The organism is Streptomyces huiliensis, from assembly GCF_020037025.1.
GTDB lineage: Bacteria > Actinomycetota > Actinomycetes > Streptomycetales > Streptomycetaceae > Streptomyces > Streptomyces huiliensis.
On the sequence record NZ_JAIQLH010000002.1, the window covers coordinates 51,691 to 70,880 of the forward strand.

The 19,190-nt window shown below is 70.1% G+C and carries 14 protein-coding genes; 10 read left to right on the plus strand and 4 right to left on the minus strand.

Going from position 1 to position 19,190, the window contains the following annotated elements:
- Window positions 1-86: 86 nt before the first annotated feature.
- Entirely contained in the window at window positions 87-2,654 is a 2,568-nt protein-coding gene (locus tag JNW98_RS36455) for a helix-turn-helix transcriptional regulator (RefSeq protein WP_223765996.1), read from the minus strand.
- Window positions 2,655-3,564: 910 nt separating this feature from the next.
- Here JNW98_RS36455 and JNW98_RS00385 point away from each other — a divergent pair.
- The 6 genes from JNW98_RS00385 (at window position 3,565) to JNW98_RS00410 (ending at window position 9,793) form a co-directional block, all read left to right on the plus strand.
- A complete protein-coding gene (locus tag JNW98_RS00385; RefSeq protein WP_223765997.1) occupies window positions 3,565-4,476 on the plus strand; it encodes an SDR family oxidoreductase in 912 nt (303 codons plus the stop codon).
- Between the two features lie 118 nt (window positions 4,477-4,594).
- Window positions 4,595-5,680 carry an aldo/keto reductase gene (locus JNW98_RS00390; RefSeq protein ID WP_223765998.1) on the plus strand — a complete coding sequence of 362 codons (1,086 nt, stop codon included), beginning with the start codon at window positions 4,595-4,597 and terminating at the stop codon, window positions 5,678-5,680.
- A 49-nt stretch (window positions 5,681-5,729) separates the two neighbouring features.
- Window positions 5,730-6,650 (plus strand): pseudouridine-5'-phosphate glycosidase, encoded by a 921-nt coding sequence (locus tag JNW98_RS00395; RefSeq protein ID WP_223765999.1) that lies wholly within the window; start codon window positions 5,730-5,732, stop codon window positions 6,648-6,650.
- A gap of 1 nt (window position 6,651) precedes the next feature.
- Complete coding sequence (locus JNW98_RS00400; protein ID WP_223766000.1) at window positions 6,652-7,344, plus strand: HAD family hydrolase; 693 nt, start codon at window positions 6,652-6,654, stop codon at window positions 7,342-7,344.
- Between the two features lie 92 nt (window positions 7,345-7,436).
- Window positions 7,437-8,477, plus strand: coding sequence for a methyltransferase (locus JNW98_RS00405; RefSeq protein ID WP_223766001.1), 1,041 nt, complete (start codon window positions 7,437-7,439; stop codon window positions 8,475-8,477).
- Between the two features lie 47 nt (window positions 8,478-8,524).
- A complete protein-coding gene (locus JNW98_RS00410) occupies window positions 8,525-9,793 on the plus strand; it encodes an aspartate kinase (protein ID WP_223766044.1) in 1,269 nt (422 codons plus the stop codon).
- A 73-nt stretch (window positions 9,794-9,866) separates the two neighbouring features.
- Here the strand turns inward: JNW98_RS00410 and JNW98_RS00415 are convergent, their stop codons facing one another.
- The gene (locus JNW98_RS00415) at window positions 9,867-11,687 is read right to left on the minus strand and encodes a DHA2 family efflux MFS transporter permease subunit (RefSeq protein ID WP_223766002.1); all 1,821 of its coding nucleotides are present in this window, start codon (window positions 11,685-11,687) and stop codon (window positions 9,867-9,869) included.
- A 94-nt stretch (window positions 11,688-11,781) separates the two neighbouring features.
- Between JNW98_RS00415 and JNW98_RS00420 the strand changes: the two genes are divergently transcribed.
- From JNW98_RS00420 to JNW98_RS00435, 4 genes are all read left to right on the plus strand, one after another.
- Entirely contained in the window at window positions 11,782-12,252 is a 471-nt protein-coding gene (locus JNW98_RS00420) for a MarR family winged helix-turn-helix transcriptional regulator (protein ID WP_223766003.1), read from the plus strand.
- A 123-nt stretch (window positions 12,253-12,375) separates the two neighbouring features.
- The gene (locus JNW98_RS00425) at window positions 12,376-14,013 is read left to right on the plus strand and encodes an FAD-dependent monooxygenase (RefSeq protein WP_223766004.1); all 1,638 of its coding nucleotides are present in this window, start codon (window positions 12,376-12,378) and stop codon (window positions 14,011-14,013) included.
- Window positions 14,010-14,810 carry an amidohydrolase family protein gene (locus tag JNW98_RS00430; RefSeq protein WP_223766005.1) on the plus strand — a complete coding sequence of 267 codons (801 nt, stop codon included), beginning with the start codon at window positions 14,010-14,012 and terminating at the stop codon, window positions 14,808-14,810. The genes JNW98_RS00425 and JNW98_RS00430 overlap by 4 nt, the downstream gene beginning before the upstream one ends.
- Entirely contained in the window at window positions 14,807-16,114 is a 1,308-nt protein-coding gene (locus tag JNW98_RS00435; protein WP_223766006.1) for a phenylacetate--CoA ligase family protein, read from the plus strand. The genes JNW98_RS00430 and JNW98_RS00435 overlap by 4 nt, the downstream gene beginning before the upstream one ends.
- An 812-nt stretch (window positions 16,115-16,926) precedes the next feature.
- Here JNW98_RS00435 and JNW98_RS00440 read toward each other — a convergent pair.
- Window positions 16,927-18,033 carry a 3-dehydroquinate synthase II family protein gene (locus tag JNW98_RS00440; protein ID WP_223766007.1) on the minus strand — a complete coding sequence of 369 codons (1,107 nt, stop codon included), beginning with the start codon at window positions 18,031-18,033 and terminating at the stop codon, window positions 16,927-16,929.
- Entirely contained in the window at window positions 18,030-18,857 is an 828-nt protein-coding gene (locus tag JNW98_RS00445) for a 2-amino-3,7-dideoxy-D-threo-hept-6-ulosonate synthase (protein ID WP_223766008.1), read from the minus strand. Before JNW98_RS00445 ends, JNW98_RS00440 begins: the two co-directional genes overlap by 4 nt.
- Between the last annotated feature and the right edge of the window lie 333 nt (window positions 18,858-19,190).

The following is a 19,190-nucleotide window of genomic DNA, read 5'->3' on the forward strand; positions in this document are numbered from 1 at the left end:
GTGCAACCGTGGGCAGGGGACCGAGTGCGGCGCACTGCGGGGGCGCCGCCGCACAACCACTGTGCCCTGGGTGCTCCAGGGCCACATCACGTGTTCTCGGGATCACGCGGATTGTGGTGTTCCAATACCGCTCGCGTCAGTTCGACCCGGTTGTTGACCGCGAACTTGGCAAAGCACTGGCGCAGGTGGCTGTCGACGGTGTGAGGAGAAAGAAATAATCGCTTGGCGACCTCACGGTTGGTGAGGCCCTGGGCCACGAGCTCACCCACACGGCGTTCCGACTCCGTCAACGACTCCCAACCGGGCACTGGGCTCTGACGAGTGTCCGTGGGCTGTACGGCCCGCTCGCTCAGGCGTCCGCGGACCCGGCGGGCGAAGAGGCCGGCCCCTGCCTTCTCGTACAAGCACAGCGCCTGCCGCAGCCGGATCGTAGCCTGCTCGCTCTCGCCGCCGGCCCACAGCAGCACGCCGCTGTCCTCCAGCGCGGAGGCAAGCGCCAACGGGCGGGCAGCCAGCCGCTCCTCCCGGTGCGCCGTCTCCGCCAAGCGCGGATCGTCCCGCAGAACGGCCTCGGCATGCATGGCGGCGCCCTGGAGGGTCGGCACGCGCGGGTGCCGACGTGCCAGGTGTCGCATCACGGCCACCACCGTGGCGGCCTGTTCCCGTGCGCCGGCGCAGCGGGCGAGACGCACCAGAGTCGCAGCGGCCTCCGGCTCACGGGTCAGCAGCCTGGGCCTCGCCGTCAGCGAGCCGTAGAGCGGGCGCAGCGTCCGGAATGCCACCTGAAGGTGACCCTCCGCCTCCTGAAGCAGCCCACGCCGCCACAGCAGGTCCTCCGGGGCCGAGTCCAGTGAGTCGAGCGGCCCCAGAGCGGCGCAGCGCAGGTGGTAGCGGGCGGTGGACACATGGCCCCGCAGTAGGGCGAGGTGGGCCAGCAGGGCGAGGACGGCGGAGCCGACCGGGCTGCGCGGCTCAGAGCAGGCCGCCGCGTCCTCGGCGGCCCGCTCGGCGTCGCGGAGGCGTCCGGAGGCAAGCAGCAGTTGGGCCCGCTGGTACTGCCACATCGGCTGCAGCCAGATGTCGCCGTTGCGCGCGGCTTGCTGCTCTCCGAGGCGCAACATTGTCTCTGCTTCGGCGAGTTCGTCATAAGCGACCAGCGCGGGAGCCATCAGCAGGTGGGGATAATGCTGGGCGGTCTCCCGGCCGCCGAGGTGGGCCAAGTGCATGGCTTCGCAGGCCTGTCCGACCGCTTGGTCGAGATCGCCGGCGGCGAGAGCGCAGCGGCTCAGTGTCATGTCGGCGATCAGCCGACTGAGAAGGTCGCCGCTCTCCTCGCCCGCACACAACGCCCGGCGCGCGGTCTTCTCCGCCGCCTCCGGCTCCAGTTCGCATAGGTGGGCAATGCCGCGGACGGCCAGTAACCGGGCCCGCTGGGCGGGTGGGAGTGCTGCCTCGTCGAGCAGGCCGACAGCCCGGCCGGACAGTCCGTCGTTCCCGCCGGTATGGAGCCAGGTGGAGGCGACGGTCAGCAACGTCTGTACCTTGAGGGCCTGCCCGGAACACCGCGTCGTGTCTCCGCTCTCCCCTTCGCCCTCGCTGCCGCTCTCCTGCAGCACTCTGGTCACCAGGGCGCGGGCCTCCTCATGGTGGCCCACGGCGGACAGCAACCGGACCGAGTCCGTGACCTGCTGCGGCGCGTGGCCGATCCGCTCGATGAACGCGACCAGCCTGCCGACCGCGTCCTCGCCCGGCCTGCTGCCGAGCGCGATGTGCCGGGCCACCTCCGCCGCGGACGCGCCGTCACGCTGCAGGAAGAGCGCGGTCTCCCGGTGCAGGGCGGTGCGGGTGGCCTCAGTGAGGTACGCGTAGGCCGCGTCGCGGACCAGCGGGCAGCAGAAGTCGAGGCCCCGCTCCCGCTCGACGAGCACTCCGTCGGCCAATGCCTCGTGCGCGGCGGCCGTGGCCTGGACCAGTGGTCTGCCCAGCAGGGCGCTTGCCTCGTGCAGCCCGCAGGGACGGTCGAAGACAGCCAGCACGGTCACCAGTTGCCGGGCGTCCTCGGACAGCTCGTTGATCCTCAGGGCCACGGCGTCCACCAGACGTCGGGGCAGCTCATGGCTGCGTAATCCTGCCCGCTGGGAGCGGACGCGTACCAGTCCCTCCTCCGCCAAAGCCTCCAGCAGCAACCGCACCAGCCAGGGGGCACCCGCGGTGCGGTGGACGAGCTCGGCCAGCCGGGGCTCCATCGCAGCACCGAACACCGAGGCGCCCATCTCCTCCAAGGCCGCTCTGCCGAGCGGCTTCAGGGGCAGTCGGGTGGCGTACCGGGCCGCGATCTCCTCGAGAACCATGCCGGCGGGGTCCATTCCGCCCCGCGTCCTGCAAGCGAGCAGCCACAGCACGGGCCGGTCGCCGGTACGGCGAATCAAAGAGGCCAGCAGCAGGGACGCAGCCTCGGACAACCGTTCAACCCCGTCCAGTATGACGACGAACGGCTCTTCACCCAATCCGAGTTCGACGATGCCGGCGTGAGGGTCCTGTCGCGTGAGGACGTCCTCGCCCGATTCGACCCGCAGCCCGAGCCGGGCCGCCTCGCACCGGGCGACGTCCAGCAGGTGGCTCTTGCCGGCACCTTTTGGGCCCTCGATCACCACACAGCCGCCGGTACCGGCTTGCAACTTTCCCAGAACGCCGCGCAGTGCGGCTCGCTCCTTCTCTCGGCCTACCGTGAGGGCCGCCTCATGCGGCGCTGTCAGTCCGGTTAAGGACACGTCCCATCTCCCTCGGAATGGCGACGGTGCCGACCTCAGTACGCGGGGACATACGGCTCCCGGAGGCCGCGCACGGGCGGGCTGCGAGCACCGAGTCCGCCGCGTACCTCCTCGTCGGGAGCTTCGAGGGTCACCCGTTGTGGACCGCGCAGCAGGACCGGGGGCTCCTGATGCACTCCGAGTCGGCACAGTCGTAGACGGATCAATCGGCTGATTCCCATGTCGCTGTCGGCCGACGACAGCACGGCAGCGGCGTCCGCTGATCCACCCCCCGTGGACTTCCGCTCTCACTCAAGCGCTCATGCGTTTCTCCATAATGCGCGAGCGTCGCACAGAGCAATGCTTACAGGAACTTCGAGACAGAAGACAGTACTCCCGTTCGACGGCGTGCGCGCCAAGCGCAGGCCGGCGAGCACACATATCCCGTGTTCGCGTGAGGTGGGAAGGGGCCCTGCCATACCAGGCTGACCCAGACCGATCCAGTCGACCAACAGACTCCGTCCACCGCCGGCGCACTCGGCACCGGCTCCCTGGAGGAGGCAGCCGGTGCACCGACGCACCCTGCTCACCAAGACGGCGACTGTCGCCGCGCGCTCTCCCCCACCGCGGGGGCCACACCACTGAAGCACCGCGTGCCGAGACTGCGTGAATGCCCCGCCCCATGAGGTGACGGACGCCAGGGAGGGCCGCTTCGCCGGCCCGCCCGGCTCACACCCGGTGGCCTGTGGCCGCACTGCGCCGGCTCGCATTCCCGGAACGGCACTTCCACCGCACTCCGACAGGAAGGAAGACCATGTCCGACACACAGCAGGAGCGCTACCTGGTGACGGGTGCCACCGGCGCTCAGGGCGGTGCCGTGCTCAAACTTCTGTCCGAACGGGGCCGTGAGGTGGTGGGCCTCGCACGGCACACCGCGACGCCCCACGACGGTGCGATCGTGCGCACGGTGGACCTGGCCGATCGCGAGGGGTTGTGCCGCGCCTTCGAGGGCGTCACCCGGGTGGCTGCCGGGCTCCCGCTGGTCTACGACATGGAAATGGCCTCCGCGTACGCGGCCAACCTGGTCCACGCCGCGGAGCGCGCGGGAGTGCGCAGGCTGGTGTTGAACACCAATCTGCCGGTTCCATCGAAGCCGACCGGTTACCCGGCATTCGAGACCCGGCGCATCGCCGAGGAGACGCTGCGGTCGAGCGGGCTACCGATCACGGTGCTGCGCCCGCCGCTCTACCTGGACAACCTCTTCGGCCCCGGGCATGCCCCGGCGCTGGTCAACGACGGTGTGCTGGCCTTCCCCCTACCCAACTCGCTGCCGGTGAGCTGGATGTCGCTGGACGACATGGCGGCAGCCACGGTGGCGGCCCTGGATGGGGCCGACGAACTGGTCGGTTCCGCGCTGCCCGTCGGCGGCCCGGAAGCCGTCACAGGTCCACGGCTCGCGGAGCTCTTCGCCCGGGAACTGGGCCGCGAGGTGACCTTCCACGCCATGGCGCCCGGCGACTTCGAGGCGGCCGTCGGCGCCATCATGGGCCCCGAGCTGGGTGCGGGCATCGCGGGTGGCTACCACTGGGCGTGGGCCTCGGCCGGGGAGGACGCGTTCACCGCGGATCCGGTCGCCGTCGAGAAGCATCTGGGCATTCGGCTGACCCCGCTGCGCCGATGGATAGCCGCGCAGCCGTGGAGTCGGTGGGCCCGGCCGGCGGACTGACCTCCCGACATTCCGCCACTGTCGATCCGCGCCTCGCGGCAGTGTCGCACCGGCGCGCCGGTGGCACGCCGCGTCGTGGCCGTGGCTCACTTCACCCGCGCCAAAGAGAGGAAATGCAGTGGAATTGAGGACGCTTGGGCGCACCGGGATGCAGGTCAGCCCGCTGTGTCTGGGCACGATGATGTTCGGCATCTGGGGCAACCCCGACGTTGAAGAGTCCGTGCGGATCATCGAGACGGCGCTGGATGCAGGTATCAATTTCGTGGACACGGCCGACGTCTACTCCTGGGGTGGCTCGGAGGAGATCGTCGGCAAGGCTCTGGCTCACAGGCGGGACGAGGTGGTGCTGGCCACCAAGTTCCACTTCCCGATGGGAGATGGCCCGCACCGGTCCGGCAACTCCCGGCGCTGGATCATCCGCGCCGTGGAGGAGAGCCTGCGCCGGCTGGGCACCGACCGCATCGACCTCTATCAGGTACACCGGCCGGATCCCGAGACGGACATCGAGGAGACTCTCTCCGCGCTGACCTCCCTGGTCACAGAGGGAAAGGTGTGCGCTGTCGGCACCACCACGTTCCCCGCCGAGGAGATCGTCGAGGCCCAGTGGGTCGCCGAGCGGCGCGGCCTCGTCCGGTTCCGCACAGAACAGGCGCCCTACTCGTTGCTCAACCGGGCAGCCGAGGCGGCCACGTTCCCCACCTGTGAGCGGCACGGGCTGGGCGTCACGACTTGGAGTCCGCTGAGCGAGGGTTGGCTGACCGGCAAGTACCAAGGCGAGATCGACCTGAGCCGGGGCCGTCAGGCGGCGCACCGGGCCAACTTCGATCTCGGCCTGACCGGCAACCGGCTCAAGCAACACACCGTGGCCGAACTGTCAAAGCTGGCATCGGAGGCCGGGCTGACGCTGATGGAGATGGCGCTCGGCTTCGTCCGCAACCACCCAGCAGTCACGTCGGTGCTGATCGGGCCGCGTACCCGGGAGCAGTTGAAAGGCCTGCTCGCGGCGGCCGGCACCGTGCTGGACGCCGATCTTCTCGACCGTATCGACGCCTGTGTGCCGCCTGGCAGCGTGCTCAACCCCGCCGACGCGCACTACACACCGGAGGCCCTGGCTGACCCGGCGCGGCGGCGCAGAGCCGGCGTCGGGAGCCCCGTACCCCGTCCGTGGGAGCGTCGCGGCCCCTCAGCCCCGCCGCGCCGGTGACTCGGGGCCCCCGCAGCGGCCCCACCAGACACAGGAGAGGACATCGCACATGGGCACACTGCTCTACATCAGCGAGCAAGTACGGACCGCGGTCGCCGAGGGGCGTCCGGTGGTCGCGTTGGAATCGTCGCTCATCGCCCACGGCCCCGGCTATCCGGACTGCGTAGAGATCGCGCTGTCGCTGGAGAAGGCAGTGCGGGACGCGGGCGCCGTGCCGGCGACGCTGGGCATCGCCGACGGGAAGTTCGTCGTCGGCATGGACGAGGAGATGATCGACAGGTTCGGCCGGTCCAAGGGCATCCCGAAAGTCAGCGCACGCGACATCGGCCCCGTCATGGCGGGCGGCGGCCTTGGAGCCACCACCGTGGCCTCCACCATCGTGGGCGCCGAACACGCCGGGATACCGGTCTTCTCCACGGCCGGCATCGGCGGTGTGCACCGCCGGGCGCAGGAGACGTTCGACATCTCCGCCGACCTCCAGCAGTTCACCCGCAGCCGGATGACCGTCGTGTGCGCCGGCGCCAAGTCGATACTCGACCTGCGGCTGACGGCCGAGGTGCTGGAGACGGCCGGCGTACCGGTACTCGGCTACCGAACCGACAGACTGCCCGCCTTCTACGTCCGCGAGTCCGACGTCCCGGTGCCCAAGGTCGACGACCTGACGGAGGCGGCGCGCGCGGTGCTGTTGCACTGGGAGATCAACAAGGGCGGCTCCGTCCTGCTGACGGCACCCATCGACGAGCAGGACGCGCTGGACGGTGAGGAGATCGAGCGGGCCATCCAGGGGGCGCTGGAGGAGGCCGATGCAGCGGGCGTGACCGGCAACGCGATCAGTCCCTTCCTGATGCGGGCCGTCGGGCAGGCGACCGCCGGCCGGGCCGGCGCCGCGACCCGCTCGGTGCTCGTCAGCAACGCGCGGCTCGCCGGTGAGTTCGCCGTCGCCCTCTCCGCCGAGCGGCAGGGGAAGTGAGATGGCCACCCCGATCGGCCCCGTGTGGCGGGGCGTGATATTCGACCTGGACGGCACCTTGGCCGACACCGCCCCGGCCATCACTGCGGTCACCGCGCAGATCCTGAGCGCCATGGGGCGTACGCCCGTCGAACAGGAGATCCGCGCGACGGTCGGCAGGCCACTGGACCAGAATTTCGCTCAGCTGCTCGGTGTGGAGGCCGGCCATCAGGACGTCGGGCAGGCCATGTCCCGGTACCGCGAGCTGTTCGGTGCGCACGTGCGCGCACAGGGCAGCCGCCTGCTCTTCCCTGGCGTCGCCTCCGGCCTGCCACGCCTGCGGGAGGTCGGCCGGAAGCTGGGCATCGCCACCTCCAAGGTGCATGCGGCGGCCGTCAAGACCGTGGAACTGACCGGCATCCGCGACCAGTTCGAGGCAATCGCGGGGCATGACAGCGTGCCGCGCGGCAAGCCCTGCCCGGACATGGCCCTGAAAATCGCCGAAGAGCTCGGGTTGCAGCCCGAGGAGTGCGTCGTAGTGGGTGACGCGAGCGGTGACATCGAGATGGGCATCGCGGCCGGAATGTCCACCATCGGCGTCGGCTACGGCGTCGCCACAGCGGCCGAACTTACCGCGGTCGGCGCAGATACCGTGGTCGACTCATTCGACGCGGTCGTCGCGGCAGTGCTGGCCGGTGTGCCCACCAAAGCGTGACAGGTCGTCCGGGCGCCGGGGCCGCGTGCCCCGGCGCCCGGACGTGTCGGCTCCCGCCCACCCACCCAGGCACTACAGCGAAGGAGTACGCGATGACACAGGCCGACGCCGCCGCCCGGGCGCAACTCGTCCGGCTCACGTACGGCTACATGACCTCGCAGATGATCCGTACGGCGGTGGAGCTGCGGATTCCCGAGCTGTTGCGGGACGGGCCGCGGGACAGCGTCGAACTGGCGTCGCTGTCCGGCACCCACCCGCCCTCGCTGCACCGGCTGCTTCGCGCCCTGGTGGCCTTCGGTGTGCTGACGGAACCGCGGCCCGCAACGTTCGCCACGGCGCCCATGGGGACGCTGCTGGACCACTCCGCACCCGGCCGGCTCACCGACATCGCCGGGTTGTTCTGCGGCTCGGAGTTCTGGCAGTCCTGGTCCCGGCTGACCCACAGCATCACCACGGGCGAAGCGGCCTTCGACACCTTGCACGGCACCGACTTCTACTCGTACATCGCGGACAATCCGCGATTCGCCCATGCCTTCCGTTCCGCCATGGCCGCCAACGCCGCCTTCGAAGCACCGTTCATCGCGGACGGCTACGACTTCTCCCCGTACCGCACCCTCGTGGACGTCGGCGGAGGGGACGGCACGCTGCTGGCCGCACTCCTGGAGCGCCACCCGGGCGTGCGCGGCATCGTGCTGGAGACCCCGGCGATGGCCGAGCGGGCGCGGGAGCGGCTGGCGGAGGTGGGGCTCGCCGGGCGGACCGAGGTGGTGGCGGGGGACTTTTTCGACAAGGTGCCCGAGGACGGTGACGGCTACCTCCTCAAGAGCGTCCTGCACAACTGGAACGACGCACGGGCCGTCGACCTGTTGCGAACCTGCCGGGCCTCGATGGACGCCTCCGACAGCTTGCTGATCATCGAGCCGGTGTTGCCGTCGGCGGCAAGCGAGTCGGTGTGCGTCGAGACGGCGTTCAGCGATCTCAACATGCTGGTGCTGACAGCGGGCGGCTTCGAGCGAACGGAGGCACAACTGCGGCACGTCTTGGGCACGGCCGGCTTCGAGGCGGCCGAAATCTCCCCGGTCATCGAGGCGACGGACTTTCGCGTCGTCCGGGGACGGCCGGTGCCTCGATGACGACGGCGCCGGTACCGTCCAGGACGTCGAGCAGCGCCGCCGAGAACGTGTCGGGGCGCTGCCGGGGCCTGGTCGTCCACAAGTACGGCGGCAGCTCGCTGGCCGCACCTGCGCAGGTGCGGCGTGCGGCCCAGCGGATCTCCGCGGCAATGAAGCGAGGTGTGCGGGTGGTGGTCGTAGTCTCCGCACAAGGTGGCACCACAGATGGGCTCCTGGCCGCGATGAACCACTTGACAGAGCACCGGTCCCCGGGTGACGCGGTGCTGCGGGAGATCGACCAGTTGCTGGCCACGGGTGAGATCGCCTCGGCCGCCCTGATGGCCGCAGCCCTGCACGCGCGCGGCACCCCCGCGCAGTCCCTGACCGGGGGACAAGCGGGTTTGCGCGCACTGGGGCGGCACGGCGCCGGGCTGATCGACCGGCTGGCGCCGGGACGCATCCTGAGCCTTCTGGACGCAGGGGTGGTCCCCGTGGTGGCCGGGTTCCAGGGCGTCAACTCCAGCGGTGACACGGTGACGCTCGGCCGCGGCGGCTCCGACACGACCGCCGTCGCGCTGGCGGCCGGGCTGGGAGCCGAACGCTGCGAGATCTACACCGATGTCGCCGGGGTGTACAGCGCCGACCCGCGGGTGGTCGCCGCACCCCGGCTACTGCCGCGAATACCGGTCGATGTGATGGCCGAGATGGCGTTCACCGGCGCGCGGGTGCTGCACTCGCGCGCCGTGGAACTGGCCGCCCTGCACGCGGTCCCCACCGTCGTGCTCAGCTCCTGCACGGAAGGACCAGGAACGGTGATCACCGGTACGTACGAGACGGCCTTGGAAACGGCTCCGGTCACCACCGCTGTCACCCATGACGCGGACGTGGCGCGGGTACTTGTGCGGTGCCCCGTGTCGGAGCCGGACCCGACACCCGAGATCCTGGGTCTGCTCGCCGAGTTCGCGCTGCCCGTGGACTTGGTGGCCCGTTCCGGCCCCCAAGAGCAGGAGTTCCGGATGGGTTTCTCCACCCGGCGCAGTGCATTGGGCGCCGCGCGGCCGGCCCTGGCGCGGCTGGTCGGCACGCTCGGCGGACGGTTGCGCATCGACGAGGAGGTCGGCAAGGTGACCATCGTCGGTGCCGGGCTGCTCAGCAGGCCCGAGTGCACCGTACGTATGCTCAGGGCGCTGGCCGAGACAGACATTCCCACCACCTGGATCCTCACCTCGCAGCTCCGGGTTTCCGCACTGGTCCCGGTCAGCCGCCTCGAAGAGGCTGTACGCGCCCTCCACACGGCCTTCGGGCTCGACGCGCGTGCCGAGCCGTGCCCAGGCTGAGAAAAGCCCTCTTCCCGGCACGGTACCGCGGTGGGCCCGCGAAGATCACGCGGGCCCACTTTCCTGTGTGGGCTCAATGTCCGGGCTGCACCGCATCGTTGCCCGGCCGGTCGGCCCCTTCACCGGCCGGCCCTCCCACCGGGTCGGCCACCCCTTCCTCGGCGCCCGGGGCGTTCCCGGCGTCCCCCGCGGTGCCGAGAGATGACGCCGCCTCCGAGGGCTCTCCGCCCCGCGGAAGCAGCGCGGTCAGGGCTGTGACGACGACCAGCAGGCCGACGCTCCACCACAGGGTGCGCCGCATGGCATCGGTATAGGTGTGAGCGCTGGCCTCCTCGGCGGCTCGGGCCAGCGCCCGGCCGACCTCGGGCCGGGCGTCCGCCGGGACAGCCGCCGGCGCCTCAGGGCAGTCGCGTCGAACGGCCGCGCCCTCCTGGGCGGCCATCCGCCGCTCGTGGCAGGCGTCGAAGCGGCCGACCACCCGGTCCTGAGCCGCACCGACGACGGAGGCCGCCCGCAGATCGCTCCGAAGCCGGGAGTGAACGGCTTCGGAGCCCGAGCTCGCCTGAGAGCCGACCGCGCCGAAGAACAGGACGCCGATGAGGGCGATGCCCACGACACCGCCCGCCTGCATCACCGCGTTGAAAACGCCGGATGCCGCGCCGGCGTCCGAGCCCGGCACCTGAAGCAGGCTGACGTTGGTGGCTTTGGCCATCACGAGTCCCATACCGAGGCCACCTACGAGCAGGGAAGGGATCAGATACCAACCGCTCATGCTGGTACCGGCGAGCTGAATGGTGCCGATCAGCATCAGCAGGCCGCCGACCATACCGACGGCTCCCAGCGTGACCAGCACCCGCTTGGGTGCCGTACCGGCGTTGCTGACGACGACAGCGGCGAGGGTGACACCGACCGGCCAGGGGAGGCTGGTGGCGCCGGCGGCCAGCGGTGAGTACCCCAGACCTTGCTGGAGGTAGAGGGTCAGGATCAGGAAGAAGCCGATGACGGCGGTGAGGAAGGTGAGCATCACCACGAGCCCGGCGTTGAACCCGCGCAGCCTGAAGAGCGTGGGCGGAACCAACGGTGAGCCATCCGCCGCCTGTTTGCGTCGCTGCCACAGGGCGAAGATTCCCAGCACCGGGACGGCTGCGACCATCAGGGCCCATCCCCAGCCCGGCCAGCCGAGCTCGCGGCCTTGAAGCAGCGGGTAGAGCACGGCCAGTAGAGCGCAGGTGATCAGGACGACGCCGAACGGGTCGAGCCGAAGGGGCCGTTCGCTGCGGCTCTCCGGCAGCAGTCGCAACGCCATGACGGAGGCACAGACACCCACGGGCAGATTGACCAGGAAGATGGGCCGCCAGTCGAGCCCGAACAGATCGGCCTTCAACAGCAGTCCGCCCAGGATGGGGCCGCTGACATTGGCGGTGCCCGCGATCATGCCGTACAGGGCGAAGGCGCCACCGCGCTTGGCGGGAGGAATGGTGGCCGAGATGATCGAGAGGACTTGCGGCACCATCATGGCCGCCATGACGCCCTGGACGACGCGTCCGGTGATCAGCATGCCCGGGGAGACGGCGACCCCGCATAACGCGGAGGCGAGGGTGAAGCCCGCCATGCCAAACAGAAACAGCCGACGGCGGCCGAAGATGTCGCCGAGCCGGCCTCCGGTGATGAGCATGAGGGCGAAGGGCAGGGTGTAGCCGATCAGGGACCACTGGATGGCCGAGTTCGACGCCCCAAGGTCGCCCTGAATGGCGGGGATGGCCACGTTGACGATGTTGGCGTCCAGCACGTCCACGAAGACGGCGATGAGGACGACGGCGATGACAGCCTGCGGATTCCCTCCCCGTGCCGGGATGCCCGGCGGCACGTCGGCCGCCACTGCTTCATTGCTCATGCGGTGTACCTCCGAGGGCAGCAGTATTAAATTAGTTCCTAAGATACTTACGACGTGAGGAAGTTCAACGGCTATGGGCCACACAGAACATCCCGTGAGCCGGCCGCGTCGCCAGGAGCTGACCCGGTCGATCTACCGGGAGGCGCGTACGGTAGCCACGCGCCAGGCACTGGCCGACCAAGCCGTCGCCGCACGGCTTGGCATCGGCGGCACCGACCTTCTGTGCCTGGGGGTGCTCGACCACGCAGGCCCCCTCACCGCGGGCCGCCTGGCGGAACTGACCGGGCTGACCACGGGGGCGGTGACGGGCATCGTGGACCGCCTGGAGCAGGCCGGGTTCGCCCGCCGCGCCAAGGACCCGACCGACCGCCGCAAGGTGATCATCCATCCTGAGAAAACCCAGCGGGAGCGGACCGGCGCCCTCTACTCTCCCGTCCTCGACGCGCTGGACGCCTGGTGCAGGGCACACTCCGAGGAAGAACTCGACACGGTCCTGAGCTACCTGCGCTCCTTCGGTGAGGCCCTGCCTCGACTCACCGCGCAGCTGCGCAAGCGCCCGGACTGAGCCACCGGCACATCCGACCCGCGCCCCGGCGTCGCACCCCGCGGGAGCGCGGCGCCGAGCTCACGCGATTCCGTGACGCGATCGCGCCATGTGCGGCGCGCACGCCCCCGGCAGAGTGCCGACATGGAAAACCGGCATGCTTCGGCCGCACAGCCCTTCCCGGTCCTGATCGTCGGGGCCGGACCTGTCGGCTCGACTCTCGCACTGGAACTGGCGCACCACGGGGTCGCCTGCCTCCTCGTCGAACGGCACGGCGCCCCCTCGCCCCACCCGAAAATGGATTTCGTCAACGGTCGGAGTATGGAACTGTTCCGCCGACTGGGCGTGGCCGACGCCGTCCGTGACGTCGGGGTACCGGCCTGCCATTCGTTTAACTTCCAGTGGTTCCGCACCTTCGCCGAACCACCCGTCGAGGAGTGGACGCACCCCTCCGTAAGCGAGGTGTTCGCCCGCATCGCCGCCGTCAACGACGGGACGGCACCGCTGGAGCCCTACCAGCGGCTGCCCGGCAACGTCCTGGAGGAACTGCTGCGCCGGCGGGCCGGTGCGCAGCCGCTGGTGGAGCTGCGCACCAACACCTCCCTCCGGGAGCTCGCCCCGCAGCCGGACGGCACCGTCGCCGCGACCCTCACGGACATGGCGACCGGCGAGGAATACGAGGTCGCCGCCCGGTACGTGGTCGGCTGCGACGGCGCCAACAGCACGGTCCGACGCGGCACCTCCATCAGTGTGCCCACCATCGGGCCGGAGACCGACCACTACGACGTCTACTTCCGCAGCACCGATCCACGGCTGCGCCCACACGGCAGGTTTTTCCTGGGCATCTCCGCGAAAGGCGCCACGCTGGTCTCCCGCGACGAACGGGACACCTGGACCGCGTTCTTTCCGGTCCTGGAGGACACCGACATCGAGCGCGACCCCATCGGGGTGCTCAGCCGCCGCCTGGGCACGCACATCACCGTCGAGGAAATCCTCAAGGTCACCCGCTGGCGGGGCCGCATGGGCGTGGCCGACCGCTACCGGGAGGACCGCGTCTTCCTCGCCGGCGACGCCGCGCACGAGTTCTACCCCATGGGAGGGCACGGCGCGAACACCGGGCTGGGCGACGCCGTGGACCTGGGCTGGAAGCTGGCCGCGGTGCTGCGCGGCTGGGGCGGCCCGGCGCTGCTGGACTCCTACGAGACCGAGCGGCGACCCGTCGCGCTGTTCAACCGGGAGATGTGCTTCAACCTCCTGGAGGTGTGGCAGCGCTTCCCGCAACTGACCGCGGCCGGCGTACCCGACAGTCATTTGGCGGGCTACCTGGCCCAGGAGCGGTTTCAGATCGAGAACACCGGCATCCACTTCGGCTACCGCTACGGCTCCTCGCCCCTTGTTCTCACCGAGGACGTCGGCAGCGACCCGCCCCCCGACTGGCGGTGGACCGGCATTACCCCGTCCACTTGGCCTGGCAGCCGTCCGCCAAGCGTACGGCTGCCGGACGGCACACCGCTGTTCGACCGGCTCGGCCGGGAGTTCACGCTCGTGGACTTCTCGGGCAAGGGTCTGGGCCGGGAGGCCGTTCCGGCCGCGGACAAGCGCGGCCTGCCTCTGGACGTGCTCAGCATCGACGACGGGCACGCGCGTGGAGTGTGGGAATGCGACCTGGTGCTGGTCCGCCCCGACCAGCACGTCGCCTGGCGCGGCGACGCACCGCCGACCGACTGGGGCAAGATCTTCGACTTGGTCAGCGGCCATACAGTCGGCGAGCAGGCCTCATGACCCGGGCCGCGACACCGGCCGTGACGGCGGCGCGCCTGCCCGGCGGCGGTCCGGTGGCCGACTTCCGGGTACGTCTGCGCCCCGGCGCGGACGCCGCTGACACGTTGCTGGCCGTCATGGACGCACACGGCATCCGGTGGGCGGTCGCCACCGCCGGTGGCACGCTTCCGTTGGAGCGGATTTCCCGCCAGTTCCTCAAGGGCGGCGGTGTTCGGGAGAATGCCGACAACGCGGGACTGCTGGCTGCCTGCGAGGCCTTCCCCGACCGTTTGGTGCCCTGTTACTTCGCCAACCCGCACCATCCGGCGGCGTACGCCGGACAGGCCGGGCGGTACGCCGCGGTGGAGATCTCCCCCGCGGTGCACGGGGTACCGTTGACCGACCCGCGCACCGCGGCCCTGGTGGAGACAGCGGCACACGCGGGGCACAGCGTCTACACCGTCTGCCTGCCCCTGCCAGGCTGTGGCGTGGCCGACCTGGTGCGTCTCGCCGCCGACTTTCCCTCAGTGTCCTTCGTCCTCGGCCACCTGGGCATCGGCAATATCGACGTGTACGGCATCGAGCTTGTGCGCCGGTGCCGCAACGTGCTGGTGGAGACCTCCGGCGGCTACACCGTCACCCTCCGCGCCGCGCTGGAGTTGCTCGGCCGCACGCGCGTGGTGTTCGGTTCCGAGCATCCCCTGCAGGACCCCGGCGTCGAGCTGGCCAAGTTCGCGGCGCTCGGCCTGGACGCCGCCACCGTGGCCCGGACCACTTGGGAGAACGCCCATCACATCCTCGGGAAGGAGTTCTCATGACCGGCCACCTGCCGCAGTTGGGGGATTGGCACAGCATCGAGGCGCTGCTGGACGGGCAGGACGAACAGCTCGCCCGCACCCTGTCCTGGGCCGCTCGCTCACCCTTCTACGCCCGGCGCTTCAGCTCCGGTCTCGTCCCAGCGAGCGCCACGGACCTGGCAGCGCTGGAACTGACCGGCAAACAGGACCTGCGCGACAACTACCCCTTCGGCCTGCTGGCGGTGGAGCGGGAACGTCTGGCGACCTACCACGAATCCAGTGGCACGGCCGGGCAGCCCACACCCTCGTACTACACGGCAGAGGATTGGCAGGACCTGGCGGAACGCTTCGCGCGCAAGCACGTGGGCATCACGGCCGCCGACACCCTGCTGGTGCGGACCCCCTATGCCCTGCTGCTGACCGGACACTTGGCCCATGCAGCCGCACGGTCACACGGAGCCACCGTGGTTCCAGGCGACAACAGGTCGCTGGCCACTCCCTGTTCCCGCATCGTGCGGGCCCTGCACGACCTGGAAGTCACCCTCACCTGGTCGATGCCCACCGAGTGCCTGTTGTGGGGGGCCGGCGCCCGCGCCAGAGGGTGGGAGCCGAGCCGGGATTTCCCCGCTCTACGCGCCCTGTTCGTGGGCGGCGAGCCGCTCAGTGAGCCACGCCGGCGGCGGATCAGCCGGCTGTGGGGAGTGCCCGTCGTCGAGGAGTACGGCTCGACCGAGACCGGGACCCTGGCCGGGGAATGCCCCGAGGGGCGACTGCACCTGTGGGCCGACCGAGCGCGGTTCGAGGTGTACGATCCGGCCACCGGCCTCTGCTCCCCCCAGGGCCGCGGGCAGCTCGTGGTAACCACCCTCTACCGGCAGGCCATGCCGCTGGTTCGCTACAACCTGGAGGACACCGTGGAGGTGTCCTACGAGGAGTGCCCCTGCGGCTGGCACCTGCCCACCGTCACGGTACTGGGCCGCTCGGCCTTCGGTTACTCCGTGGCTGGGCGTACGGTGACACAGCACCGCCTGGAGGAGCTGGTCTTCTCCCTGCCCGAGGAGGACGAGGTACTCTTCTGGCGGGCCCGTGCCGAGACCGAAGTGCTGCGCGTGCAGATCGAGGCCGCGCCCGGCCGCGCGGCAGCGGCGGCCACGTGGCTGACCAACGCCGTCCGTTCCCAGCTGGATGTGCCCGTGGAGGTGTCCGCGTTGCAGCCCGGTGAGTTGCTGCCCGCCGCGCTGCTGCGGGCGATGCCCGATGTGGTCAAGCCCCGCAGCCTGTTCGGCCCGAACGAGGATTGGGACAAGGCTTTGCTATACCAGTGATCCCGACGCCTCTTCGGCACCGCCGCGCCACGTGGCGGGTCACTCTGGTCCGTGCCCGGACGGCTCATCGTCTCCGGCCGCCAACGGCAGCCTCGCGCGCCCCAGCCGGCTCGATGACTACGGCGGAGGGCCGCGAGGTACCGTCGGCTCGGACTCAGGCGGGAGAGCGGCCCACCAGCCACTGGCCGGCGGTGGTGCGCAGCTTGCTCCGACCCTCACCCCCGCTCCCGTCTCGCGCCCGGGCCTGCACGGTGCTGTGGACCCACGCCGGCACCCGATAGCGCAGTCGGGGCGGTGGCGGAGCGGATCATCGAGGTGGCCCGGTCCGGCCTCGTTCAAGGAGACGAATAGATCCCCGGTTTCGGAGAGTGCATCGAGCCTGCTCACGGTCGCGCAGAAAAATGCCGCTCGTCGACGGCGATGCGTGTGCTGCGGTCGCCGACGTTCCCTGTCCGTCGGCGGCCACTTCGTCACGCGTCGCGGCAAAGCACTACTTGGCGGCAGTGCAGTCCGGTCAGGCGCCACAGGACTCGATGGAGCAGCCGACGCCCCCGGTCATCTGCGGCCTGTCGGTTGACGCCGGGGCAGACCGCGGACCGTCGCGATGGCATCGGCTTCTGCACGCAGCAGACGGCGCGGTTACCGCGCCGCCGCCTTCGGTGGAGTTGAGGCACCCGGCACCACGACGACACGGAGGATGTCACCACCGCTCATGGTGCCGAGCACAGGTCCGGCAGTCCCGCCCACGCCCGCCGGGTACGGACCGCGGTCGGACACCGGAATGAGCATGAGTTCCGTACCGTCTCAATGGATCACTTCTCGATGCAGAACTCGTCGATGGGATAGCCCACGTGCCGGTCCTCACTGGGCAGATAGCCCAGCACCCGGTCGCCCGGCTTGAGTTCGGTACTGTTGAGGACGGCACCGCCCGGCCCGAGCACCCGCACGTGCCAGTCGTCCTGAAGGATCAGGTTGACCCGCCGCCCGTTCGGCGCCACTGCGTGCACGGATAGCAGCGGACGGGACTCGATCTTGACGCGGCCGACGGTCACCATACGGGTGCTGCCCTTGATGTCCACGGCCATCACCTTGCTGCCCGTCTGGAGCTCGCTCAGGTAATGGGTGCGCTCGTCCTTGGAGAGGGTATAGGAGTGGATGGCGCCGGCGTTGACGCGGAACGGCCGGGTGGGCATGTACGGCAGCGGATGGGTCTCGCTGACACAGAGGATCATCCCCTTGGAGTGGGAACCCACCAGGATGCCTTCGTCCTCACGGAAGTGGCTGCAGGTGTCCACGCAAGCCCGCTCCCCCATGCCGATGTGCTCGGTACCCACGACCTCCAATTCGGTCAAGTCGAGGTCCGGTACCGACTCTTGGGCCGCGGCCTTCAGCTTGGCGGCGTCCCCGACTCTGCGCGGGGCCATCATCACACCGTCGGAGCCGTGCTCCAAGACGCCGAAGATGATCTCGGCCTCCTCGACGTCCGCGGCAACCGTCACCAGACTGCCGGTGGAGCGGGCCGCCGCTGCGATGACGATCTCCAGCGGGATCTTGGTCGGGTCGCGGAAGAGTAGCAGGCTCCACCGCTCCGTCCGGGCCGCCTCGCACGCCTCCTCCAGCGTGGGTGCGTCGGTGATCTCCACGAAGCGACCGAACTCCAGGTCCGGGTGCTTGAGCGCCAGTTCGGCCGGCGTGACACCGTGCCGCGCCGGGTCGACCACGACGATGGTGGCCTCGCCGAACTTGTCGGGCAGCGCATCGCCCGTCGGAAACAGGACACGGCTGAGGGTGGGCGGCAGCCCGGTGAGGTCGGCCGGATCATCGGTGACCACACCCTCGACCCGGTGATGCAGGGCTTCTTGGAGAACGGCTTCCTTGAGCTCGCCGAGGCCGCGGATGTCGAGCCAGCTCAGCTTCATGACAGCACTCCTTCTCGGGTGGGAACGGCGGTGGTGAGGGCCGGTCGGTCGGCATGGATGACGGAGGCCAGCCGGGCGGCGAGCGCACCGGGGTCGGGAGCCTGGAAGATGTTGCGGCCCATGGCGACGCCCGCCGCCCCACCACGCAGGACCTCCTCCACGTAGGAGACGACCCGGCTATCGTCGGCGGCACGCGGGCCTCCGACGGCGACCACGGGCAGCGGCGCGGAACGGGTGATGTCCCGCATCTCGGCGACGGAGCCGACGTACACGGTTTTGACCAGGTCGGCACCCAGATCCGCGGCGAGGGTGATGGCGTGCGCCACCAGCGCCGGATCCCGTGGGTTATCGATCCTGGGACCGCGCGGGTACATCATCGCCAGCAGCGGCACGTTCCACCGATCGCACGCCTCGGCGACCGCGGCCATGTCGGAGATCTGCTGCCGCTCCTCCACGGCGCCGAGGTTCACGTGCACGCTCACCGCGTCGGCACCCAAGCGCAAGCTCTCCTCGACCGTGGCCACCAGGTACTTGGCATCGGGATCCACCGCGTGCACCGTGCTGGCGCTCAGATGGACGATCAGAGAGGTGTCGCGGAAGAGCCCGGGACGGACAGAGCGGAGACTGCCCTTGTGCATCACCACCGCGTCGACCTCGCAGGCTGCCAGGCGGCCGACGAGCTCGTCGAGCCCGCGCCCGCCAGTGACAGGCCCGTCGGTCACGGAGTGGTCCAGCGGCACGATCAGCAGCCGCCGCGAGTCACTCCCGTACAGCCTTCGAAGGCGCAGCCTGCGGCCGAAGGGCGTATTCAGTTCGGTTGCCATTCCTTCTCCTGCTCCGTGGCGGAAGTGCGGTACCGCGAGCACACACGGGCTCCATCTCCGACCTTTCGGGCATCTGCGCCATGCAGGGCATCTGCCCGCTCGTGGGAGGTGCACCAGTTCGCCGAGGGTGGGGCAAGGCAGGTAGCGCAACCGTTCGACTCACCGGAGATCGCATGGCGCCGGCCCATGCCGACTCCCAGGCCGAAACCGGCTTCGGCGGCAGCGATCCGTTCCTCCGTACGGCCCTTCTGGCGTGTGCCACCTCCAGCGGCCCCAGCGCCCCCCGTGCTGCGCCCAATCCATCCGCCCTCTCCCTCGGCGGCGAGCGGTTCC